The organism is Mesorhizobium sp. B2-5-7 (assembly GCF_006440875.1).
Taxonomy (GTDB): Bacteria; Pseudomonadota; Alphaproteobacteria; order Rhizobiales; family Rhizobiaceae; genus Mesorhizobium; species Mesorhizobium australicum.
Map to the genome: position 1 here is coordinate 252784 of NZ_VFUO01000005.1, position 22021 is coordinate 274804.

The 22021-nt window shown below is 60.6% G+C and carries 18 protein-coding genes and 1 pseudogene; 11 read left to right on the top strand and 8 right to left on the bottom strand.

Annotated features, from left to right (window positions below):
* Window positions 1-22: 22 nt before the first annotated feature.
* From FJ543_RS22285 to FJ543_RS22300, 4 genes are read right to left on the bottom strand one after another with little or no spacing between them, the layout of a single operon-like run.
* Window positions 23-559 (bottom strand): DUF3341 domain-containing protein, encoded by a 537-nt coding sequence (locus FJ543_RS22285; RefSeq protein ID WP_140877182.1) that lies wholly within the window; start codon window positions 557-559, stop codon window positions 23-25.
* A complete protein-coding gene (gene nrfD, locus FJ543_RS22290; RefSeq protein ID WP_140877184.1) occupies window positions 556-1929 on the bottom strand; it encodes an NrfD/PsrC family molybdoenzyme membrane anchor subunit in 1374 nt (457 codons plus the stop codon). Before nrfD ends, FJ543_RS22285 begins: the two co-directional genes overlap by 4 nt.
* Window positions 1916-4873, bottom strand: coding sequence for a TAT-variant-translocated molybdopterin oxidoreductase (locus tag FJ543_RS22295; protein WP_140877186.1), 2958 nt, complete (start codon window positions 4871-4873; stop codon window positions 1916-1918). Before FJ543_RS22295 ends, nrfD begins: the two co-directional genes overlap by 14 nt.
* Window positions 4857-5513: a cytochrome c3 family protein gene (locus FJ543_RS22300; protein WP_140877188.1), complete on the bottom strand. Its 657-nt coding sequence runs from the start codon at window positions 5511-5513 to the stop codon at window positions 4857-4859. Before FJ543_RS22300 ends, FJ543_RS22295 begins: the two co-directional genes overlap by 17 nt.
* Before the next feature lie 798 nt (window positions 5514-6311).
* On the opposite strand from FJ543_RS22300, the gene FJ543_RS22310 reads away from it, so the two are divergent.
* A complete protein-coding gene (locus tag FJ543_RS22310) occupies window positions 6312-6512 on the top strand; it encodes a hypothetical protein (protein WP_140877190.1) in 201 nt (66 codons plus the stop codon).
* A 1351-nt stretch (window positions 6513-7863) separates the two neighbouring features.
* A complete protein-coding gene (locus FJ543_RS22320; protein WP_140877192.1) occupies window positions 7864-8058 on the top strand; it encodes a hypothetical protein in 195 nt (64 codons plus the stop codon).
* Window positions 8059-8392: 334 nt separating this feature from the next.
* Here the strand turns inward: FJ543_RS22320 and FJ543_RS22325 are convergent, their stop codons facing one another.
* Window positions 8393-9343, bottom strand: a complete 951-nt coding sequence (locus FJ543_RS22325; protein ID WP_140877698.1) for a LysR family transcriptional regulator — start codon at window positions 9341-9343, stop codon at window positions 8393-8395.
* Between the two features lie 316 nt (window positions 9344-9659).
* On the opposite strand from FJ543_RS22325, the gene FJ543_RS22330 reads away from it, so the two are divergent.
* The 7 genes from FJ543_RS22330 to FJ543_RS22360 all read left to right on the top strand — a co-directional run bounded on the left by FJ543_RS22330 (window position 9660) and on the right by FJ543_RS22360 (window position 18172).
* Window positions 9660-11285: an amidohydrolase gene (locus FJ543_RS22330; RefSeq protein WP_140877195.1), complete on the top strand. Its 1626-nt coding sequence runs from the start codon at window positions 9660-9662 to the stop codon at window positions 11283-11285.
* A gap of 68 nt (window positions 11286-11353) precedes the next feature.
* Window positions 11354-12946 carry an ABC transporter substrate-binding protein gene (locus FJ543_RS22335; protein WP_140877197.1) on the top strand — a complete coding sequence of 531 codons (1593 nt, stop codon included), beginning with the start codon at window positions 11354-11356 and terminating at the stop codon, window positions 12944-12946.
* Window positions 12947-13023: 77 nt separating this feature from the next.
* Window positions 13024-13959 (top strand): ABC transporter permease, encoded by a 936-nt coding sequence (locus FJ543_RS22340; protein ID WP_140877199.1) that lies wholly within the window; start codon window positions 13024-13026, stop codon window positions 13957-13959.
* 3 nt (window positions 13960-13962) lie between these two features.
* Window positions 13963-14784 (top strand): ABC transporter permease, encoded by an 822-nt coding sequence (locus FJ543_RS22345; RefSeq protein ID WP_140877201.1) that lies wholly within the window; start codon window positions 13963-13965, stop codon window positions 14782-14784.
* Entirely contained in the window at window positions 14781-15698 is a 918-nt protein-coding gene (locus FJ543_RS22350) for an ABC transporter ATP-binding protein (RefSeq protein ID WP_140877203.1), read from the top strand. Before FJ543_RS22345 ends, FJ543_RS22350 begins: the two co-directional genes overlap by 4 nt.
* Window positions 15695-16645 (top strand): ATP-binding cassette domain-containing protein, encoded by a 951-nt coding sequence (locus tag FJ543_RS22355; protein ID WP_140877205.1) that lies wholly within the window; start codon window positions 15695-15697, stop codon window positions 16643-16645. Before FJ543_RS22350 ends, FJ543_RS22355 begins: the two co-directional genes overlap by 4 nt.
* A 9-nt stretch (window positions 16646-16654) precedes the next feature.
* Window positions 16655-18172: a M81 family metallopeptidase gene (locus FJ543_RS22360; RefSeq protein WP_140877207.1), complete on the top strand. Its 1518-nt coding sequence runs from the start codon at window positions 16655-16657 to the stop codon at window positions 18170-18172.
* 229 nt (window positions 18173-18401) lie between these two features.
* On the opposite strand, the pseudogene FJ543_RS22365 reads toward FJ543_RS22360, so the two are convergent.
* The 3 genes and pseudogenes from FJ543_RS22365 to FJ543_RS22375 form a co-directional block, all read right to left on the bottom strand.
* A pseudogene (locus tag FJ543_RS22365) lies at window positions 18402-18893 on the bottom strand (tyrosine-type recombinase/integrase); the annotation flags it as partial.
* Entirely contained in the window at window positions 18878-19510 is a 633-nt protein-coding gene (locus FJ543_RS22370) for a hypothetical protein (protein WP_140877209.1), read from the bottom strand. The gene FJ543_RS22370 and the pseudogene FJ543_RS22365, both read right to left, overlap by 16 nt.
* A 15-nt stretch (window positions 19511-19525) precedes the next feature.
* On the bottom strand, window positions 19526-19771 hold the full coding sequence (locus tag FJ543_RS22375) for a hypothetical protein (RefSeq protein ID WP_140663761.1): 246 nt from the start codon (window positions 19769-19771) through the stop codon (window positions 19526-19528).
* Between the two features lie 290 nt (window positions 19772-20061).
* Here FJ543_RS22375 and FJ543_RS22380 point away from each other — a divergent pair, with 290 nt between their 5' ends.
* Together FJ543_RS22380 and galE are read left to right on the top strand one after the other, a co-directional pair.
* Window positions 20062-21036 (top strand): UDP-glucuronic acid decarboxylase family protein, encoded by a 975-nt coding sequence (locus FJ543_RS22380; protein ID WP_140877211.1) that lies wholly within the window; start codon window positions 20062-20064, stop codon window positions 21034-21036.
* Window positions 21033-22016: a UDP-glucose 4-epimerase GalE gene (galE, locus tag FJ543_RS22385; RefSeq protein ID WP_140877213.1), complete on the top strand. Its 984-nt coding sequence runs from the start codon at window positions 21033-21035 to the stop codon at window positions 22014-22016. The genes FJ543_RS22380 and galE overlap by 4 nt, the downstream gene beginning before the upstream one ends.
* The last annotated feature ends 5 nt before the right edge of the window (window positions 22017-22021 follow it).

The following is a 22021-nucleotide window of genomic DNA, read 5'->3' on the forward strand; positions in this document are numbered from 1 at the left end:
CGGCGGATGCGTGGGGCGGAGGTCATGGCTTCACCAGTTCGATATGGTGTGCGCCCAGCCGCTTGAGCAGGTTTCGCGCGGCCACCGGCCTGAACAGCGGGTCCGAGGCCTTGAGCAGCAGGTGGAAACGACCGCCAGAACCATAGCTGAAGTCAGACACGCCGAAGACGGGATGGTGGTAACGAGGCAAGCCGTTGGCCGCGAGCATCCCCACAAACCCGGCAATGGCCGCTCCGAGAACGCCGGCTTCGAAGGCAAGGACGAGATAGGCCGGCCATGCATTCATCGGCCGGCCCCCGACGTTGATCGGATAGTCGATCTCGACCGAGTACAGGATAAGCAAATAAGCGGCCGCGGCCCCGAGCAGACCGCCCGCCAGCACAACATAGGGCAATCTCGTACGACGCGCTCCCAGCTTCTCGGGCAGACCCTCGATGGGGTAGGGCGAGAAGGCATCCAACCTGGTGTAGCCGAACTCGCGCAGGGACTGGACCGCGCTGCTCAGGCTTTCCGGCGTCGGAAAAGTCGCCATCATTCCATACGGCTGAGGGGCGCTCATGCTTTCCCCACCGTTTGCTCATGCGCCAGCTCCTCGACTTCGAAGATGGTCACCGCAGGGAGAATTCGGATGAACAGAAACACCAGCGCGAAGAATGTGCCGAGCGAACCAAACAGGATGCCGAAGTCGAGCCAGGTCAGCGACTGCGAGCCCCAGGACGACGGCAGGTAGCCGTTGGCCAGGCTACTGACCACGATGACGTAGCGCTCCGTCCACATACCGACATTTATCAGCAACGAAATTGTCCAAAGGCCCGGCATCCACAACCTGACGCGGGGGAACCACAAGAGCTGCAGGACGCCCACATTGCAGAACATCATCAGCCAGAAGAACCAGGCGTAGGGCCCGAAGGCGCGGCGGAACATCATGACCCGCTCGAAATCCTCGCCCGAGTACCAGGAGAAGAAAATCTCTGAGATGTAGCCGTAAACGACGATCATGCCCGAGGCGATCATCAGCTTGGCGGCATTTTCCATGTGGCGTTTCGTAATGATGTCTTCCAGCTTGAACAGAGTGCGAAGCGGGACGGCAATAGTGACCACCATGGCGAGGCCCGAATACAGCGCCCCAGCAACGAAATAGGGCGGGAATATCGTTGAATGATAGCCGGGCACCAGCGCATAGGCGAAATCAAGCGACACGATCGAATGCACGGACACGACAAGCGGCGCGGCGAGGGCAGCCAACAGATAGTAGACGCTCTGGAAGCGCATCCAATGGTAGGCTGACCCGCGCCAGCCAAGCGCGAGGATACCATAGAACAGCTGCCCCCGGCGCGTTTCAGCGCGGTCGCGCAGGATTGCGAGGTCGGGTATCAGGCCCATGTACCAGAACAGCAGCGACACGGTGGCGTAGGTTGAGATTGCCGCGAAGTCCCAGACCAACGGGCTGCGCCATTGCGGCCAATGCATGTGCGTGTTGGGCAGTGGCAGCAGCCAGTAGAAGAACCACGGCCTGCCAAGGTGCAAAATCGGGAACAGCCCGGCCATCGCCACTGCGAACAGCGTCATGGCCTCTGCAAAGCGGTTGATGGAATCCCGCCAGCTCTGACGCAGGAGAAGCAGCACGGCCGAGATCAAGGTTCCGGCATGACCAATGCCGATCCACCACACAAAGTTCGAGATCATTGTGCCCCAGGCGACCGGGATGTTGATGCCGTATTTCCCGACACCGACAGCGATCAGGTAGACGATCGAGTATAAGAACAGCATCACCAGCATGAAGAAACCAGCAAAGGCGAGCCAGAAATATCGCGGCAATCGGCCTTGCAGTACGATCGAGCCGATGCGCCTGGTGATCTCCTGTTTGGTGTGCCTCCCTTCCAGGACGGCGAGGGAGCCGTCCCGTCGCGCGACGTCAGCCTTTGCCATGGCCGTCCCCTTTCTCCTCCCTCTCGCGGGCAAGCGCCGGGTTCGGGTTCCTGACCTTGCCGAGGTAGGTGGTGCGCGGCCGCGTATTGAGTTCAGCGAGCAATGCGTAGTTGAGCGGCGATGCCTTGACCTGATTGACGGCAGCGTGCCTGTCGTTAAGGTCTCCAAACCAGATCGCCTGCGTTGGGCAGACCTGTTGGCAGGCCGTGACCACCTCGCCGTCTGCTATGGGGCGATTGTCGATTTGCGCATGGATGCGGGCGGCCGCGATCCGTTGCACACAGTATGTACACTTTTCCATCACGCCACGCGAGCGGACCGATACGTTCGGATTGTTGACCGCCTGAAGGAAACCCACCTTTTCCTTGTCGAACTCCTGGTATTCCAGAAAATTGAAGCGGCGTACCTTGTAGGGGCAGTTCTGGGAGCAGTAGCGGGTGCCGATGCAGCGGTTGTAAACCTGGGCGTTGATGCCGTCATGCGTGTGGACCGTGGCGTTCACGGGACAGACCACTTCGCAGGGCGCCTTCTCACATTGCATGCAGGGCACCGGCTGGAACAACGTCTGCGGATCGTCCGGCAGACCTTCATAATAGCGGTCCACGCGCAGCCAGTGCATCTCGTGGCCACGCGCGCACTCTTCCGGGCCGACCGTCGGAATGTTATTTTCCGACTGGCAGGCGGCGACGCAGGCCATGCACCCGATGCAGGCGTTCTCGTCGATCGCCATCGCCCACGCTTCCTGATCATAGTGGTATTCGGGATAGAGCGACTCCTTCGGCTCCGGAGGCGCGCCTGCATTCACGAAGTCGGGATTGTCACGATACTGCGACCAGGTTGCGTGCCGCGCTATAGGACGTCCTTCCATCGCCTGATGTTCTTGCGTCGTCGTAAGCTGCTTGCCCAGGTCGAGCCGCTCGACAGTTGCGCCGCTCAGTGCCCACGGTGAAACCGCCTTCCGCAGCACGAACGCGTCGAATCCGCCTGCAAGATCGGCCACCGGTCCCGCGGAGCGCCGGCCGAATCCGAAGGTTAGCGTCAGACTCCCCTTGGGGTGGCCTGGCGTCAGCCAGACCGGCGCGTCGATGCTGCTTTTGTCGGCGGAAATGCGGATGACGTCGCCATTGGCCAGCTTGTGCAACGCGGCATCTGAGGGCGCCATCAGCGCGGCGTTGCTCCACACCAGCTTGGTAAGGGGACGCGGCAGCTCCTGCAGCCACGCATTGTTGGCAAAACGCCCGTCGCGCAGCCACGGGTCGGGCGCGAAGCGGATTTCCAGGGTCCCGGGGCGATTGGCTTGCTGGGGTGGGGACGCGGTCGGAGTTGTCGGCGGCTGCGTTGCTGCATCCGGTTCGCCGCTCCCCGCCACACAACCGGCTTTCAACGCCTGATCCCAAGCATCGTTCTCCATGCCGGACGAGCGCCAGATTCGCCGAACAAGATCCAGCGCAGACAGATCCTGTTGCTGGAGAAGGACGGCCAATATCTCGTGCACGGTACGACCGGCGAATATAGGGGCAATCGTCGGCTGCATGATCGAAGTCGTGCCGTCGAAGGCACGCAGATCTGACCAGCTCTCGAGGTCGTGGGCGGCGGGGACGTGCCAGCGGGCGAGCCGTGCGGTCTCGTCGACATAGAGGCCGTGATGGACGACATTGGTGATCTTGCCGAACGACTTGCCAATCTCCAGGTCGCCGGGCGCGGTATGGACCGGATTGCAGTCCAAGACGACGGCAGTGTCGATGCGTCCCGCGTATGCATCATCAACGAAACCCGGCAATGCGGCCGCGTCGCCGAGAACTTCGGGCGGCTCGATCAGGCGAAGGGTGACCCCGACCGCGCCGAGCGACTGGTTGGCCAAAAGGGCCTGATGGGCAACATCAGCGCTCACGCCGTTGCCTACGGCGAGCAATGCCCCCGACCCGGCCGACCTCAGATCGTCCGCGGCAGCCCGAAGCCATTGCGGTGCGTCCTCGCCGGCGGCGCTATCGCCCGAAATCAGGGCTGCAAGCCGCCTGCCGAGGCCGTCCAGTTGGCTGGGCCTCACAGCCAGACGATGATCGGCCGAGGCACCCGTAATGGTCGGAGTCGTCTCGATGGCGTATAGCCGGTTCATGCTGCTGCCGGGCCTGGGCGTGCGTCGACGCAAGCCAAATCCGCGTGCATAGGCGAGGTTGCCCGGGCCATCACCCAGGAAGTCATCGTCGAGGCTGACGATGACACTGGCATGCTGCAAATTGTAGATCGGCGACAGCGGGCGGCCAAATGCAGCCGTTGTGGCTTTTGTCATGGCGTTGCCGCCCAGAGCGTCATGGCGATAAAACCGCATCTCCGGAAAAATTGCGCGCAAGTCGCGAAATTGGGCGGCGAGCGTCGGCGATGTTGACGGTCCGGAGAGGACGGCGAGCCCCTTACCCCGGACCTCAGCAAATTGCTTGCGCAGCGCGGTCATTGCGCCGAGGAAAGACCCATAATCGGCGGGAGCGCCGTCCAGCAGCGGGGTCCGAGACCTGTCCGGATCGTAGAGCGAAAGCACCGCCGCCTGCATGATTGCGTCTGTGGCGCCCAAGGACGCGGGATGGTCGGGATTGCCCTCGATCTTGGTCGGCCGCCCCTCGTGCGTCTCGACAAGCACGCCGACGCCGTACCCTTCTCTGGCAAAAGTCGTGGCATAATATTCGGCCCTGCCAGGCACGACGTTTTCAGGCTGACGGACGTAGGGGACGATATCGTCGGCCGGTACGCACGCCGCCAGCCCGCCGAATGAAACCGCGGCGCCTAGAAGCTTGAGGAGCTTGCGCCGATCGAGGCCCGGTCGAAATGTCGCCCAGCCTTCGTCGCGCAAGGACGGGAATTCCGCTTCGACATATTTGCGAAACTCTGGCGCATCGGAGAGTTCGGCCAGGCTTCTCCAGAGCCGAGATTCGTCAGCGGTGACAGACATAGCAATCAGTCATCGTGTGGGGTTCGATGTTCAGCAGTTTTATCAACTTGGCGCGCATTTCCTCGACATTGGGGGGTGGCGTCCAATCGGTGCTGAAGACGGCGTTGGGAGGACGCAGATTATCTTTGGGATCGCGGTGACATCCCAGACACCATTCCATGTCGAGGGGCTCGCTCTTGCGCATCAAGGGCATTTCCTCGACATGGCCGTGACAGGTCACGCAGGCGACGCCCTTGTTGACGTGTATCGAATGGTTGAAGAAGACGAAATCGGCCACCCGGTTCACCCGGTGCCAACGGAGCGGATTTCCGGTTGCCAAGCTCTGCCGAACGGGGGCCAGCATGTCGGCATTTGTCCAAAGCTGCGAGTGGCAGGTCATACACACTTCCGTTGCCGGAAGCCCGGCTGACGACGACACCTCCACGCTGTTATGGCAATAGCGGCAGTCGATACCGAGCTGACCGACGTGATGCTTATGGCTGAATGGAACGGGCTGCGCATCGGCACGTGCAACAAACGTCGACCAATTGACACGCGGGGCAACCGAGACGAGCCCAACCAGGGCCACCAGGCCTGCCAGTCCACCCCAAAGGACAAACCGTGCAACCCCGTTTGCGCCAGGCCGGAAAATCTGTGGCATTCGCTACGCTGACATTTTAGGCGTGAGAAAGAATAACACCTGGAATTTCGGAATGTTCCATCGCCGGAGGCTTCGCAGCCACCGCATCCTAGCCCGAGACAAAATCCTACGAACCTTTTTCACGACCCGCGGTTTAGGCTTGGCGGGAAGGGCTGTGCTCGCTTCCTGAGCGAGACGCGCCTCCTTCAACCGCGCTGTTTTTGCGGCGCGCCTGGCCCGTTCCTCGTCCACAATAAGCGCCGCCGCCGCCGTGGCCTGGTCGTTGCGCCCGTCATCACTGGTCCACGGCATATCAGCGCCTCGCGTTGGCTCGTAGCTTTGGGCATTCCATTTTTGAATCTGCACTGCACGTGACTATGTCGATCGTCCCGAACTCCGGCGTCCCGGATGTGTTCCTGCACGGATGCGAATGCAACGTCTCAGGATTGGTTCGAAGGCGGCAAAGTGTTCCTGCGCTCTCGCTCTGATGTGTATAGAGTTCACCGGCTGTAGCGCGTCGAAGCTGCCCAATTGGATCGGGTCGTCAGGAAGCAGGCGTCAGCCACCGGAACGTACTCAGGAGTAGGTTCGGGGCTGAGGGGCTGATCGCCCGGCCTGTCTGGCGGCGTTCACCACCTCGAAGAGTTGGGCTCGCTGACAGTTACGGCACAGCCATCATGGTGACCGGCCGGGCTGGCATCATCGAAAAGACGAGCCGAGCACCCGACAGAGACAAGCGCTAGGTGTTGTTTCCGTTGGAGGGGCCCCATGCCGGCCGCCGGGTTAAGCCGGGGTGCCTGTTGTGCTATGGTTCGCCTCATGGGAAAGAAGGTGAAGCAGAAACCCAAGCAGAGGGTGAAGCATGCGGACGAACGCCCGCTCAATCGCGAGCGGGCACGAGAAGCTGAGTACTACGCCCGCAAGGTCGGCATCACCAGAGACGAAGCGCTCAGCATCATCCTTGAAGCCCACATGCCGAAGCTTGTCATAGCACGCAAGGACGGCGCGAAGGGGAAGTAGGCATCCAAACAGGCCTTTCCCACTGGGATCCGAAGGAAAAGGGCCACGCCGTCACGCCTGATGTCGCATACGCATGCCACTCGATGAGGGTGCAACTTTCGACGCGCCATCCCTCTGCCCTGTCACGGCAGGGGGGGGTCTAAAGCAAAGCCTTCATTCCTCGCTGAATAATCGTCTTCGACAGGAGCGAGGAACGGTTACTCTGTGCGGCGGGAACTCGAGGCCGGCAACAAACCGGGCCTAGGTCGGCAAACGCCACAAGCCGCTCGAAGAGGAGGTCTGAGCCACGAAAAATTCAAACTTGTCCCATTTCCGTTCTCGATTTTGAGCGCGGCGTATTCCGTTTTCAACGCGCACAGCGGAGCGCTGGACCCGGCTTCACGGTATGGGCAGCAAAGCGGCCCGGCATCTTTGGCGGGGACCAGGAACGTGCCGGGCCTAACCGGCGGGGGCGGGGGACGGGCCGCCGGCTGGCTGATAATATATGCCTCCTTTCTAATGGACGAAACGTTCGGAGAAAAAATTCAGCCATTCCGCAACATCAGGCCAGCCGCTCACGGCGAGGCTGCCATCCATTTGCTATAAATGTTCACGTCTGCTTGTCGGCCAGCGGCGTCTTACGATTCGGCGGCACATACTTGGCTTCCAGCCGCACCGCATCCGGCGAGAGGTCACCCTGTCGTCATCGACGTGGCGAAGCTAGCCTATCAGCTCGGTCGGCTTGCCTCGGCGACCTTCGATGTTCGATCCGCGATGGAATGTGGCTGGTTGGACGATGGGATCAAGACGCTCACCCGATGCTCAGTCACCCGCCTGCGCAGGGTCGCGGTAGTGGCGATCTCATCGCCAACCTTGATGCTGCCCTTCGACATACCATTCCGCGCAGCGGGTGGCTACTCAAGCTGTTACTAACAGATGGGCGGCCCAGTTGCCGGGGGTGTGCTTGGCTTGGGGGCCGGCAACCGGGCCATGCCGGAGTTCCTCCCGGCAGAAGGGATCATGGCCTAATATTAGCATTCGTGCAAATACTAGCGGCGCCGGGTTGAAATCAACCCGCTATAGCGTGAGCCATGGCGTTTCCCACACCTATGTCGAAGCCGAAGAACAAAGCTCGTGCTGCCATCTTCGCGGCAAACGCGCCGTAGCGCCCCGCTGGCCTCTGAGGGACTTTCAAGGCGCCGCGATGTCATCGAAGCGTGTCCATGCCGGGCAAAGTATAGGCGGTGAGCGATTGTGTTGAAGCACTACTCGCCTTCGGCTGGCGTAGCCGTTTGAAATTGACGGGATGCAGTATGCATTCCCATGGCGGCCCCGCCTCCTGTATGCTTAGCCGAAAGCACGGAGACCGCTCATGTCGGTGCGCGCCCGCGAACTGTTCAACAGCTATGTCGTCAACACCCTCAACCATCCGGATCTTAAAGGGCTTGGGATTGGAACCCATGTATTCAGCCTTACCCGTTTGGCAAGCGAGGCTGACATCCCAATGGTGGAGGTTGTTGCAGAAGTTGGCCCGATTGCAGCTGCACTTGCAAAGCGCACTATCTAGCCGATGCCCACGCGGACAGGAACGGCCCGCCGTCCGCGTCACCTTCGGTGCCCCAGGCCCGCAGACCGTCAGCAACGCCTTTCACGGCGGTAGAAAGCTAACGGTATCGGGGACAGGCGGACACAGAGGACTGGAGCGCCTAGGATCCGAATGACGGGGTCCAAGGGCTAGTGTCTAGCCAAGGCGCGGCTTAAGACTGCTTGAATCGGCCTGAGGTGAAATGGCCGTACCGATCGCGGTATGGCGCGCGCCAGGACGGTCAGCGTGCGTCGTCTTTGCATCGGACGTCTACTCGAGGTGCTGCGCGCCTATCGCTTCCTGATGAGTTAAGTCTCTAATTTTTCCTGGCCAGCGACTTGGAGGCCAGCGACTTGGAAGATTGCCAGATCGCTTCCACCGTGGCGCTTCGCGTTTTGTCCAAACTGCGATATAGCCGGACCTCAAGATCGAGCGTCCAGGTGGGGTTGCTTGAACAGGCGACGAGACCGCCACTGGAAATGTCTTTTTCGACGAGACTTTCCGGCAGCCAGCAGATGCCTGCGCCAGCTAGCGTCAATTCCTTGAGGCCTGCGCTGATGGTGCTCTCGTGGACCGTCCGACGTCGGAAGGGGGAGTGTTTCGCAAACAGCCTTCCAAGTGCGACGCCAAAAAAAGAGCTATGACCGTAGCCCAGATAGGGCAGCAACAGCTTCGCCGTGTCGGGTTCGTCCAGAATACCTTCAGCTTGCAGTACCGACTTGTCGATGCGCAGTTCCGACGCAGCGACGGGGATCAGCCGGTCCGCACCGATGGTCAAGAATGCGAACCTGTCGCGGTCGAGATGAAACGGCACTTCGCGGTGTGAGTATGTGAGAAAGAAGTCAGTTTCATCATCGGTCAGCGCAGCCAGATTTGCTTCGATGCCCCCCCTGTCGGCAATAAAGGACGTGCCGAACTTACGGGTATTGCGCTGCAGTTCTCGCAGCCAGTCAGGAAAGAACGTGATGGTCAATGTGTGGAGGGCGGCAAAGCGTACCAATCCCTGTTCAGCGGGCGGGCGCAGCGACTCGCGCACCGAATAGAACATCCTAATCGCATCCTGCGCCATGGGAAGAAAATTGCGCCCGGCCGGTGTCAGTTCGGCCGGCATGGTTGCGCGGCTGATGAGCGGTGCTCCGATCCACGTTTCAAGCTGTTTGATGCGTCGACTGAAGGCCGGTTGGGTGACATTACGGGTTTCGGCCGCGCGCGAAAAGCTCGACGTCTCGGCAAGCGTTACGAAATCCTCCAGCCATTTGATTTCCACCAGCCCCCCCTTGTTTGCGGCAGACGCCGGATTGGCCGGTATTTGCCCGGAATCGCCAATGTATTTCATTCATTCGCGAGCTATGCAAATCTTGCATGAGACGTTGCAAAAACCGAATTGGCCACGGACCGGCAGAGGCCGCACCCTGATACGAACAAGCTGGCGGCAAGCCGGCATTCGGGAGGAAGCCATCTCGGATTCTGTCGTGGTTCGGTGAAATTTCCGCGACCACAACTGCCAGGGACACGCCTCAGTTGGAGTGTCACACCGGAGACGTTGTGGAGCAGCGAGTGCCTTTCGGGGGGACACAACCAATATGAGTTCCGTAGATACGGCCGATCTCGTTCTGCATAGCGGCAAAATATGGACAGGTTACGGCAATCCTGTCGCAGAGGCGATTTCAATCCTTGGCAACAAGGTATTGGCCAGTGGCTCGAACGCCGGCATCACAGCGTCTGTCGGCTCAGACACGAAGGTAATCGATCTGGGGGGACGCTTTGCGATGCCCGGCCTGAACGACGCGCATCTGCATCTGATCTCGACGGGCCTTCTGCGCGGCAAGGTCGATGCGACACCGGATGCCGCGCCGACCCGCAGCGCGCTGGTTGCCGCACTCCAGGCGCGTGCCGCCGCAACCCCCAAGGGCGAATGGGTAACCGCGCGCGGATTTGACCAGACCCGCTATCCGGACGGCTTGATGCCCACGGCGCTGGAACTGGACGCGGCCTTACCCGATCATCCTGTATCGGTCACGCGCGCCTGCGGCCATGTCACCATCGTCAATTCCTTGGCGCTGGCGCAGGCGGGGATCGACAGCGCAACGCCCAATCCGGATGGCGGCCTTATCGGGCGCGAGAACGGGCAACTGACCGGAATGCTGGCGGAAAACGCTCAGAACCTCGTCTATGACGTCCAACCGACGCCCCCGCTTGCCCAGCTCATCGACGCCATCGAAGCGGGCGGCCACCATCTTTTGCAATTCGGGATCACGTCTTGCATGGATGCGGCTGTCGGCCAGGTCGATGGCATGACCGAGATCGAGGCTTATCGGCAGGCCGAGCGCAGCGGCCGGCTGCCGGTTCGGGTCTGGGCTACGCTTCTGGGCGATCCCGGTTCGTCCATCGTCGAGTCATGTCATGCGATGGGGCTTGTCACTGGCCACGGCAGCGACATGTTCCGCATAGGCGGCGTGAAGATATTCACGGACGGCTCGGCAGGCGGGCGAACGGCCTGGATGCGCCAGCCCTATGTCGGCCAGCCTGACAATGTCGGGATTCAGATGCTGTCCGACGCCCAGTTGTTCGAATTGGTCGACCGCTACGCAGCACTTGGCTATACGCTAGTCTGCCATGGCATCGGCGATGCCGCCATCGACCAACTCGTGCGCGCCTATGAGCTTGTGCGTGCCGCAAATCCGAAACACACGAGCCGCCACCGCATCGAGCATTGCGGCTATGTCGACGATGCCCTAAACCAGCGCATGTTGAAGGCGGGCGTCCTGCCCGCGCCGCAGCAGGCCTTCATCTACGATTTCGGCGACGCCTACGTCTCGGTTCTCGGGCCGCAGCGCGGGTTGGGCTCCTATCCGATCGGGACCTGGGATCGTCTGGGGATGAAGCCGTCCACCGGCAGCGATTCGCCAGTCTGTTCGCCCAATCCTTTTCCGGACCTCTACGCCATGCTGACGCGCAAGACGTACAAGGGCACGGTGATGGACGCTTCCGAGATACTGACGCCCGAACAGGCCTTGCGCGCCTATACGGAAAATGGCGCCTATTCCCAGAGTGCGGAAAGCGTCAAAGGCCGGCTGGAGCCCGGAATGCTGGCGGACATCGCCGTGTTTTCGAACGATCTCTTGAGCGCCGCGCCTGAAAAAATCCTGCGGGAAACGCGTTGCGAGATGACCATCCTGGATGGGCGCATCGTCTATGACAGAGGTTGAGTTGTTCGCCCAGGCCGGTCCGACCCCAACAGGAAGACAAGTAACGAACCACACAGGGAGGAACTAGGATGTGGATCCGATTTGGACTGGTAGCAGCGCTTGCGCTCGGGACGGCGACCGCCGCGCTGGCGCAGGACGCAACCCCCAAGGATGGCGGGACATTCGTGTACGTCGCGCCCTATGGAAATTCGATCACATCGCTCGACATCACGGCGACACCGCATACGCAAGACGAGATCGTCGCCAAAGCGATGAATCGCTCGCTCTACAAATGGAACCCGGAAAGCGGCAAACCCGAGCTTGATCTTGCAGAATCGGTCAAGAAGTCGGCCGATGGCAAAACCTATACCTACAAGCTCAGGGAAGGGACCTTCCACAACGGCGACAAACTCGACGCCGATGATGTGCTCTGGTCCTACAACCGTCTGGCCGATCCCAAGAAGGCGTTGCCAGGTGCCGAGCAAATGCTGCAAATCGCCGGCGTTGCCGAATTCCAGGCAGGCAAAGCCGACCACGTTTCAGGGCTGAAGAAGATCGATGACAGGACCGTCGAGATCACCTTCATCAACCTGGCCGATCCGGGCTGGAACCTGATGTCAAACTATGCGCCGATCTACTCCAAGGATTATCCGGAAGATCAGCTCGCCTCGAAGCCAAACGGTCTTGGCCCGTTCAAGCTGGTCAACTACGTTCCTGGCTCGAAGGTCGAATTCGAGAAGTTCGACGGCTATTATGAGAAGGGCAAGCCGCACCTCGACAAGCTTGCCATCATGCTGATGGGGGAAGCCTCGGCTCGTGACGTCGCTTTCCGCAACAGCGAAATTGATGCCAACGTTCTCGGACCAGTGCAATATGAAGCCTATGGACAGGATCCGGCGCTGAAGGATCACATCCTTGAAGTGGCCGAAGTCTACACGCGCAATATCGGCTTCAACACGAAGATCGAAGCGTTCAAGGACAAACGCGTCCGGCAAGCCATCAACTATGCGATCAACAAGGACCTGATTGTCGAGAAGTTGCTGAAAAACAAGGCGTATCCCGCGGTATCGTGGCTGCCGAAGTCGTCGCCCGCCTTCGACAAGGAGGCCAAGCCCTATGCTTATGATCCGGAAAAAGCCAAGGAACTGCTGAAGGAGGCGGGATTCGAAACCGGCCTAAAGTTCTCGGTGACCGCGACTTCGAATGAAAGCTGGGGCTTGCCGATCGTCGAGGCGATCATCCCCATGTTGGCGAAAGTAGGCGTCGAAGTCACGACAGACCCCGTGGAAAGCTCCGTCCTGTCCGACAAAATCCTGTCCGACAAATTCGAATCCTATATCTGGTCGAATTCGTCAGGTCCCGATCCACTGAAGTACCTGACCTGCTTCTATTCGAAAACCCCGCAGACCGCCTGCAATTACGTCAAGTTCTCCAATGCCGACTTCGACAAGCTGATTGACGAGGCAGGCGATGAAACCGATGAGGCCAAGCAGAACACTCTTCTGAAGAAGGCGAACAACCTACTGCAGGAAGAGGCACCTATCTGGTTCTTCAACTACAACAAGGCCGTGATGGCCTATCAGCCATGGGTCCACGGTTTGAAGCCGAACGCCATGGAATTGGCCATCCAGGACTACGAAGATATCTGGATCGACGACAGCGCGCCGGCGTCGCGCAAGTAGCGGGGTGAACTAGCGGATGGGACCGGCATGGTCCCGTCCGCCGCACGGCGCCCGCCCATTGGAGGCAGAACCCGCTTATGTTGCGCTTCGTCTTTCGCCGCACCCTGCAGATGATCCCGACCTTGCTGGCGGTCGCCCTGATTATCTTCGTGATATTCAGCGTTGTTCCAGGCAGCTTCCTATCAAGTTTGATGGCTGAGGGGCGTAACGCCACGAACGCGGATGTCATGGGGCATCTGAATGCACAGTTCGGCCTGGACAAGCCGCTGCCTGTCCGCCTTTGGGACTATCTATGGGGGCTGGCGCATTTTGACCTTGGAATTTCGTACCGGACCCGCGAGCCGGTGTGGGCCGTGATCGAGCCGCGGCTCTGGCCTTCGATCAAGCTCGCGTTGGCGGCAATGAGCTTTGCCGCGGTGATCGGCATTCCCCTGGGGTTTCTTGCCGCGCTGAAGCCGGGCAGCGCATTGGATACCGGCACGATGATGGTGGCAGTCTCCGGCCTGTCGCTTCCCGAATTCTGGCTCGGCTTGCTCCTGATGTACGTGTTTGCGCTGCAACTCGGCCTGTTGCCGAGCTTCGGCTACCAGCCAGGCAGCATCCGCTACGTGATATTGCCCGCCATAGCACTTGGGGTGTCGCCAATGGCGCTTCTTGCGCGAACGACCCGCGCTGGCGTTCTCGATGTGTTGAACGCCGATTTCGTGCGCACGGCGCGCGCCAAGGGAGTGTCCGAACCGCGTCTGGTGCGCGCTCACGTCACCCGCAACGTGCTTGTCCTGATCCTTACCACGCTTGGCCTTCAGATCGGCTCTCTCATGGGGCAGGCGATCGTGATCGAGAAGCTGTTTTCCTGGCCGGGGGTCGGATCGCTTCTGGTCGACAGCGTGTCGGCACGTGACATTCCCGTGGTCCAGGGCACAGTGATCGTGATTGTGGTGTGGTTCCTGGTCATCAATATGCTGGTCGATATCGCCTATGCGGTCATCGACCCGCGCATCAAGGTGGCTTGATCCATGCAGCTGCGGTTCAATTTTGCTCTTGGACTGGTGCTGGCGCTGCTCGTAGTAATAGCGGCTGTCAGCGCCGGCTGGATTGCGCCTTACGATCCGATATTCGATGCCGACCTGATGAATTCCGAAATGCCCCCAAGCTGGGCGCATTGGTTGGGCACGGACGGACAGGGCCGCGATGTCCTTTCCCGCGTCCTCTACGGCGCAAGAGTATCGCTGACAGTCGGCCTCGTCTCGCAGTTGATCAACTCGTTCATCGGCACCGCGCTCGGCGTCTCGGCCGGTTATTTCGGCGGCTGGTGGGACGATCTGGTGAACGGGTTGACCAACGTCATGCTGGCGATCCCATCCCTGGTATTCGCGCTCGCCATCATGGCGGTGCTGGGGCCGGGCCTGCCAAGCCTTTTGATTGCGCTCGGCCTGACCAACTGGTCATGGACCTGCCGCATCGCCCGCAGTTCCACCCTGTCGCTCAAGAACCAAGGCTTCGTGCAGGCCGCAAGAGCGGCAGGCTTCGGCGACATTAACATCATGCGCACCCAGATATTGCCGAACATCCTCGGCCCAGTCCTCGTCATCGCGACGCTGGGCATCGGCGGTGCTGTTCTGGCGGAGGCGGCCCTGTCCTTCCTCGGCGTCGGCATCCGCCCGCCGCAGCCAAGCTGGGGCAACATGCTCACGGACGCGCGCGACCTGATCCGTACCGCCCCCTGGGCATCGGTGTTCCCCGGTCTGGCGATCTTCGCCACGGTCCTTGGCTTCAATCTGCTCGGCGACGGGCTACGCGATATGCTGGATCCCCATATGAGGACCCGCAAGGCATGAGCGGCATTCTTCCCGATCCGATTCTGTCGGTGCGCGACCTGTGCATTGGTGTCGGCAAGCGCCACGAACTCCTTCACGACGTCTCTTTCGACATCCTGCCGGGGGAAACCTTTGGCCTAGTTGGCGAATCCGGCTCGGGAAAAAGCATCACCGGCCTCTCGGTGATGGGTCTGCTGAAGCGCCCGCTGGGCGTGACCGGCGGCTCGATCTTCTTCCGGGGACAGGACGTTCTGAAGCTCGGCGTCCGCGCCAGGCGCCGTCTGCGCGGTGACCGTATGGCGATGGTGTTCCAGGAGCCGATGACGGCACTCAACCCGCTGGCGACGATCGGCCGGCAGATTGCGGAAATGTTCGTCGTTCACAGCGGCATGGGATGGTCGGATGCGCGCAGGAAAGCCGTCGAGGCGTTGGAGAGCGTGCGGGTGCCGTCGCCCGAGGAGCGCGCTGAATCCTACCCGCATCAACTGTCCGGGGGGATGCGCCAGCGCGTCATGATTGCGATTGCACTGGCCTGCCGTCCCGACCTTTTAATCGCGGACGAGCCGACGACCGCGCTTGATGTAACCGTACAGGCAGACGTGCTGGAATTAATTGCCGAACTGTGCAGGGCCGAGGGAACGGCCGTGCTGCTGGTGAGCCACGATCTGGGCGTGATCGCCAATATGTGCCGCCGCGTCGGCGTCATGGATCAAGGGCGGCTCGTTGAGGAACAGGACACCAGGGCACTGTTCGAAAATCCGATGCACCCCTATACCAGGGGCCTGCTTGCGGCGCGTCCGCGTCTGGGTTCGAGAACGCCCGCCGGTCGTCGTCGCCTCACCGAACTCGACGAGGTCGTGACCGCCGAGGAACGCGGGCGGGACGCGCCAACGCTGACGACGCCGCGCGGTCTCTATAAGGAGGCGACCGCATGAGTGCGCCCTTGCTGGAAATCCGCAATCTCAATGTTCACTTTTCGCTGCCGCGTCGATCGCCTTTAGGGCCGAAGCGGACGCTCCGAGCCGTGCAAGGAGTGAACCTGACCCTGAACGAAGGGGAATGCCTGTCCATCGTCGGCGAATCCGGTTGCGGGAAATCCACCACCGCGCTGACCGTTATGGGCCTGCAAGCGCAGACCTCGGGAGAGATACTGTTCAAGGGAAAATCATTGACGGGGCCCGGCGCTCCCGACAGGAAGGATCGAGCCCGCATCGCGCAGATGGTGTTTCAGGATCCCTACGCGTCTTTGAACCCGCGCCAGACCATCGGCCGCATGCTGTCCGCGCAGCTCGTCCTGCATGGTATCGCCAAGGGCAGCGAGGCCAACCACCGCGTTGCCGAAATGTTGACGCGGGTTGGCCTGGCGCCGGACCACGCAGACCGTTATCCGCATGAGTTCTCGGGCGGGCAGCGTCAGCGCATCGGTATCGCCCGGGCGTTGATGCTCAGCCCCAAGATTTTGGTGCTGGACGAGCCGGTGTCGGCGCTCGACGTGTCCATCCAGGCCCAGATCATCAACCTCTTGATGGATCTGCAGGAAAGGCTAGGGCTGAGTTACATCATGATTTCCCACGACTTGAGTGTGGTCGAACACGTTAGCGACCGGGTTGCCGTGATGTATTTCGGCCGCGTAGTGGAGGAAGGCGACTGGCATTCGATTTTCAGCCGCCCGACGCATCCCTATACGCGTCGTCTGATCGGCTCTGTTCCCGACCCGGATGCGATCTTGACCGGCGCGCGCGCTTTACCCGACGCTGCCTCCATTCCGGACGCCGCGCGTTTTTCGCCCGACATTGCGCGCCGTCCGAACCCTGACGAGCAACCGGAGCCGAGCGCGCTTGTTGAGATCGGCCAAAACCACCGCGTTCGCCTCGCGCAATAGAGAAGCCCAATGCCGTTCACTGTTTTGACTGCCGAATTCATGCACGAAAGCAATACGTTTTCGCGCTACCGCACCGACCTGCCGCAGTTTAAGGTGGATGCACTGCATTATGGCGACCAAGCAATCCGCGCGCGGCGAAACGCCAACACCGAACTCGCCGGCTTCATGGATGTCGCCGAGCTTGCCGGCTGGAACGTCGTCCACGCGGTGTCAGCCCACGCCGTGCCCGGCGGGCGGGTAACTCAAGCAGCCTATGACCACATCGCCGGCGTCATTCTGGAGGCGGCGCGTTCGAGCAGGGGCCGGCTCGACGGCGTGCTGCTCGGCCTGCACGGCTCGATGGTGCCCGACTTTTGCGACGACGGGGAGGGCTATCTGCTTGGCCTGCTGCGGGAGGAACTGGGGGCGGAAATTCCTATTGCGGTAACACTTGACCTTCATGCCATGGTCTCGGAAGACATGGTCCGGGACGCACAGATACTCGTCTCCTACAAGACCTATCCGCATGTGGATATGCGCGAGATTGGCGCGCATGCCGCGCGCATTCTGGATCGCACGATTCGGGGAGAGATCGCGCCTCGCACCCTCAGGGCGCACGTGCCGATGCTTGACGAGGCGAACTCCGGCCGCACCGATGTTCCCGAAACCCTTGCGCTTTATGACCGCTGCCGCGAGGCCGAGTCTGAGGGCTTGCTCGCTGTTTCCGTTAATGCAGCCTTCACGGGGGCAGACGTGTCGTGTGTCGGCCCCACCGTGCTAGCGACCTTTGACAGCCGCGACCCTTACGCCAATGCAACCGCCAGCCGTGTGACAGAGGAACTTGCAGACAGGATCTGGCAGGGCCGAACTAAGAAGCGCAATGTCTTCATAGGGGTCGATGAAGCCGCCGCCGAGGCGCTCGATTGGGGTGGCGACAAACCGCTTGTCATCGCTGACTATGCCGACAATCCCGGCGCCGGCTCCTACGGCGACTCAACCGCGCTGTTGAAGGGCTTGCTTGATGCGGGAGTGAAGGGCGCGGTGTTCGCGCCCATGATTGATGCGGAGGCAGCAGCGGAACTGCATCGTCACAGGCAAGGCGAAGCCGTCACGGTCACGATTGGCGGTAAGGGCGACCCGAACTTCGGCGGCGGCCCGCTGACGGTGACTGGCGTCTTGGCCATGCTCTCCGATGGCGCCTATGTCGGCGACGGACCGATACAGGGTGGGCTTAGCCATAGCTTCGGACCTACCGCCGTCATCGACCTCGACGGGATCGAAGTCTTGGTGGTCTCAGAGGCGCAGCAGATCGTCGATCTTCAGCAATTGCGCGCTTTCGGGATAGAACCGACGGCTCGCCGCGTATTGGTTCTGAAATCAATGCAGCATTTCCGTGCGGCATTCGAGCCGATAGCTGGCAGGGTCATCGTCTGCGATGCAGGCGCGCTGGCAACGCCGAGGGCGGAACGGCGACCTTATACCCACACACCACGCCCGCTCTGGCCGCTCGACAAGGATTTCGAGCGCACATTGATCCCGTCTCCTTGACAGACGCACTCTAACCTTAGCTGGAGAAGTTTGCGGGGCTTAAGTCAGCGGATTGCAGATCCATCCTGCGGGCCTCCATGTTGGTCGTTTTCGGAAGGCCCGCTTCAGCCAATTGGTCCCGAAAGCGGACTGATAGTGGTCATCCTCCGGGTCCACCACTATCGTAATTTCTCAATGGCTTACCAGCAGATTCGCCAGAAGGTTCGGCAACAATCGGCCTGCGGGTCGCCAGCCGCACGACGCGATCCATGCCCTGAACCGCAAGACGAACCTGCGATGCCTCGCGTGAATAGAGCTCGGCATGATCGATGTCGTCGTGGCCCAGCACCTCCATGAACTGCCTGGTCGAGGCCTCGGCCTCGGCGAGATAGACGCCGAGCGACTTTCGCAGTCCATGCAGCGTCAGCCCCTTCGTAAGCCCTGCAAGCTTGCACCAGCGCGCCATGCTCCCGGTCAGGGACTTGGAGGAGAAGGGCTGGCCATAAGCGGTCACCAGGACGGTTTCGCCGCGCTTGTCGGCGGCACCAAGCATCTCGGCCAACATGGGCGTGATCGGTACGAAAAGCCGCTTGCCACCGGTCCTGTTCTTGTTCTTTGCCTGGACGATCTCGAAGCCGTCGAAATGACGCTCCTGGCCATCGATCATGACCTTGCGCGTGACCCTCTGGTCCCACCGTAGATCGGCGACATCGCCGCGACGATTGCCTAGCCAGAGCGCCAGCCCGTAGTGCGCGCAGCCGTCCCCAGCGGCCAGCGCTGCTCAAATTTCTGCATCGCTTCGTGAGGCCAAGCCTTCCAGCCCGTGTAGGCAGGACGCCACTCGACTGCCGCGGTAGGATCGATTTCAATCCAGTCCAGTCGCACCGCGACATAGACGAGCTTGCGTATCGCGACCAGCAGGTGCTTGGCCTTGTGTGGTGTCGCGATGAAGTGTCCCAGAAGCTCTTCGACGTGGACCCGCCGCAGGTTCTTAACGGGCACGTCGCGCCATGTCAGCGGATGGTCCGGGACCACCCGCAGCGCCAGAAATTCCTCGACCAGGCGGCTGTTCTTGAATCTCGTGCTGTCGTCAAGAGCGAGCCACTTCACCGATGCCTTCAATCTCCTTTCGGCTGCTCCGAACGTTCCTGGCAAGGCAGCACCCGGCATTGTGACAACCGGCGCTTTTCGTGTCTTGCGACCCTCGACAGCAGCCCGATAGGCTTCCTTGAAACCTCTCTCGTTCGGGGCAGGCAGCGGCACCAGGCGCCCATTGGCGCGGTAGCGCCAGCGCGTCTTCCCATGACGATCCTTATAGGAGGACACACCTGGGTATTCGTCTTTAAGACGCTGTTCCATGGCAGAACCAGGCTATTACCCTCGATGGTTCCCTTTCAAGAGAAAGTCGACGATATTGTCGTCATCGTCGCCGGGCAGATCCGCGAACGCAGCCTCCAGCTTAAGGCGATCCCAGATCACACGAGTGTCGATTTTCTTTGGCTTTGGCATTCGCCCGTCCAAGACCATCTGGTCGAACTTTGTTACGCCTACGCCGACGTAGCGGGCAGCTTCATCCCGCGACAGGCCACGTGGGGGGTAGGAGAGGGTGTCGCTCTTCATCACCTTGATCCGCTAATCAGCTGTCCGAACGCGTGGCACTTTCTGTGAACGCGTTCGAAATAGCAGGCGCCCGACCAAGGGGAAAGCCCGATGTCCAGCTTTGATTGCAGAAGGGCTACCCTGGCGTGCAAATCGGACGCTCCAGCCGCCCTTGAGCGATAATCGCAGCCCCTGGTCCATCGAGAACAATGTCTTGCCCGTAACGTAAATTGAAAGCAGGCCGGTGGCATATGGCCCTGCATCAGTTTAATATATTAGTCCTGTCTAAGATTAAGCCGGAGACCCTGAAAATGCAGCAGGCGAAACAAATCCTGGTGACAGGCGGCGCAGGTTTCCTGGGCTCATTTTTGTGCGAGCGGCTCCTTGCTGAGGGCCATCAGGTAGTTTGCGCAGATAACTTCTTCACAGGAAGCCGCAGAAACGTCTCTCATCTCCTCGATGACCGATCGTTCGAGATTATTCGTCATGACGTGACGTTTCCACTCTACGTAGAGGTTGACGAAATATACAATCTCGCCTGTCCGGCGAGCCCCGTCCACTATCAGTCCGACCCCGTCCAGACGACCAAGACCAGCGTTCATGGCGCGATCAATATGCTCGGACTGGCCAAGCGGGTTCGCGCACAGATTCTGCAGGCGTCCACCTCCGAAGTCTACGGCGACCCTGAAGTTCATCCGCAATTGGAAGGCTATTGGGGCAGAGTGAACCCGATTGGCCCTCGTTCCTGCTATGACGAAGGCAAGCGATGTGCCGAGACTCTGTTTTTCGACTATTGGCGACAGCACAAGCTGAAGATCAAGGTAGCCCGCATTTTCAATACCTACGGTCCAAGGATGCGTCCCGACGACGGTCGTGTCGTTTCCAATTTCATCGTGCAGGCGCTGCAAAACAAGCCGATAACGGTCTACGGCACTGGCCAGCAGACGCGTTCATTCTGCTACGTCGAGGACCTCATCGACGGTCTGGTACGTCTTATGCAGACTGCCGACGACATCACCGGTCCTGTCAATCTCGGCAACCCGGCGGAATTCACGATGCTCGAGCTCGCAAATCTGGTGATCGAACTTACCGGAAGCCGATCGAAGATCAGATTTTCGCCTCTACCCGTCGACGATCCAAAGCAGCGGCAGCCCGATATCCGATATGCTTCCCGCGAACTCAAATGGAAGCCAAGAACTGCATTGCGTGCTGGCCTTGCCAAGACCATTGCGTATTTCGAGGACGTGGTTTCATCTGGGCACATTCGGCCCGCCGCAGCCGAATGAAGACGGTCCTGGTCACTGGCGGGGCCGGCTATATCGGGTCGCACTGCTGCAAGGCATTCGCGGAATCTGGATGGTCGGTTGTTGCCTTTGACAACCTTTCGCGCGGCTGGCGCGACGCGGTGAAATGGGGACCGTTGATCGAGGCGGATATTTCCGACGCCGCGGCTGTGGCGGCCGCCCTGCACCGGTATCGGCCGGACGCCGTGGCGCATTTCGCTGCCTACGCTTACGTTGGCGAGTCAGTCGAGCGGCCGGAACTTTACTACCGAAACAACAGTTTCGGTACCCTGGTCCTGCTCGAGGAAATGCTGAAGGCCGGCCTGGACAAGCTGATCTTTTCGAGCACCTGCGCAACTTTTGGGATTCCGACGCGGTCTCCGATAGACGAAACGCATCGGCAGTCGCCCATCAATCCCTACGGCTGGTCCAAATTCATCATAGAGAGAATGGTCGAGGATATCTCGCTTGCTCGTGGCCTCAATGCGGTCGTGCTTCGGTATTTCAATGCGGCCGGATGCGACCCCGACGGCGAAATCGGCGAAAAGCATGAACCGGAAACACATGTCATTCCGCTGGCCATAGAGGCGGCAGTGAGGCCAGGCCGCACCTTCGTCATCAACGGAGCCGATTTCGATACCCGCGACGGAACCGCCGTGAGGAACTACGTCCATGTTGTCGATCTCGCGCGCGCCCACGTCCTGGCAGGGGAGAAGCTTCTCCGGGACAAGGGCGTCCACGTCTACAACCTCGGAACCGGAGCCGGTACAACGGTGGCCGAACTGGTCGACGCCGTCAGCCGGACTTCGGGAATACCGCTTCCGGTGGCCTACGGACCGCGCAGGCCAGGCGACCCGCCAGCGCTTGTTGCCGCGGCCGGCAAGGCCGAGCGGGAACTCGGTTGGGTGCCCGAACAATCGGGCATCGACAGGATCGTCGAGACAGCACTGGCTTGGTATCGCAGCCGATTGAAACAAATATAGCGCAT

Coding starts and splice junctions, on each gene's coding strand:
- FJ543_RS22285 (WP_140877182.1), bottom strand. CDS start 559: ATGAGCGCCCCTCAGCCGTATGGAATGATGGCGACTTTTCCGACGCCG.
- nrfD (WP_140877184.1), bottom strand. CDS start 1,929: ATGGCAAAGGCTGACGTCGCGCGACGGGACGGCTCCCTCGCCGTCCTG.
- FJ543_RS22295 (WP_140877186.1), bottom strand. CDS start 4,873: ATGTCTGTCACCGCTGACGAATCTCGGCTCTGGAGAAGCCTGGCCGAA.
- FJ543_RS22300 (WP_140877188.1), bottom strand. CDS start 5,513: ATGCCACAGATTTTCCGGCCTGGCGCAAACGGGGTTGCACGGTTTGTC.
- FJ543_RS22310 (WP_140877190.1), top strand. CDS start 6,312: ATGGGAAAGAAGGTGAAGCAGAAACCCAAGCAGAGGGTGAAGCATGCG.
- FJ543_RS22320 (WP_140877192.1), top strand. CDS start 7,864: ATGTCGGTGCGCGCCCGCGAACTGTTCAACAGCTATGTCGTCAACACC.
- FJ543_RS22330 (WP_140877195.1), top strand. CDS start 9,660: ATGAGTTCCGTAGATACGGCCGATCTCGTTCTGCATAGCGGCAAAATA.
- FJ543_RS22335 (WP_140877197.1), top strand. CDS start 11,354: ATGTGGATCCGATTTGGACTGGTAGCAGCGCTTGCGCTCGGGACGGCG.
- FJ543_RS22340 (WP_140877199.1), top strand. CDS start 13,024: ATGTTGCGCTTCGTCTTTCGCCGCACCCTGCAGATGATCCCGACCTTG.
- FJ543_RS22345 (WP_140877201.1), top strand. CDS start 13,963: ATGCAGCTGCGGTTCAATTTTGCTCTTGGACTGGTGCTGGCGCTGCTC.
- FJ543_RS22350 (WP_140877203.1), top strand. CDS start 14,781: ATGAGCGGCATTCTTCCCGATCCGATTCTGTCGGTGCGCGACCTGTGC.
- FJ543_RS22355 (WP_140877205.1), top strand. CDS start 15,695: ATGAGTGCGCCCTTGCTGGAAATCCGCAATCTCAATGTTCACTTTTCG.
- FJ543_RS22360 (WP_140877207.1), top strand. CDS start 16,655: ATGCCGTTCACTGTTTTGACTGCCGAATTCATGCACGAAAGCAATACG.
- FJ543_RS22370 (WP_140877209.1), bottom strand. CDS start 19,510: ATGGAACAGCGTCTTAAAGACGAATACCCAGGTGTGTCCTCCTATAAG.
- FJ543_RS22375 (WP_140663761.1), bottom strand. CDS start 19,771: ATGAAGAGCGACACCCTCTCCTACCCCCCACGTGGCCTGTCGCGGGAT.
- FJ543_RS22380 (WP_140877211.1), top strand. CDS start 20,062: ATGCAGCAGGCGAAACAAATCCTGGTGACAGGCGGCGCAGGTTTCCTG.
- galE (WP_140877213.1), top strand. CDS start 21,033: ATGAAGACGGTCCTGGTCACTGGCGGGGCCGGCTATATCGGGTCGCAC.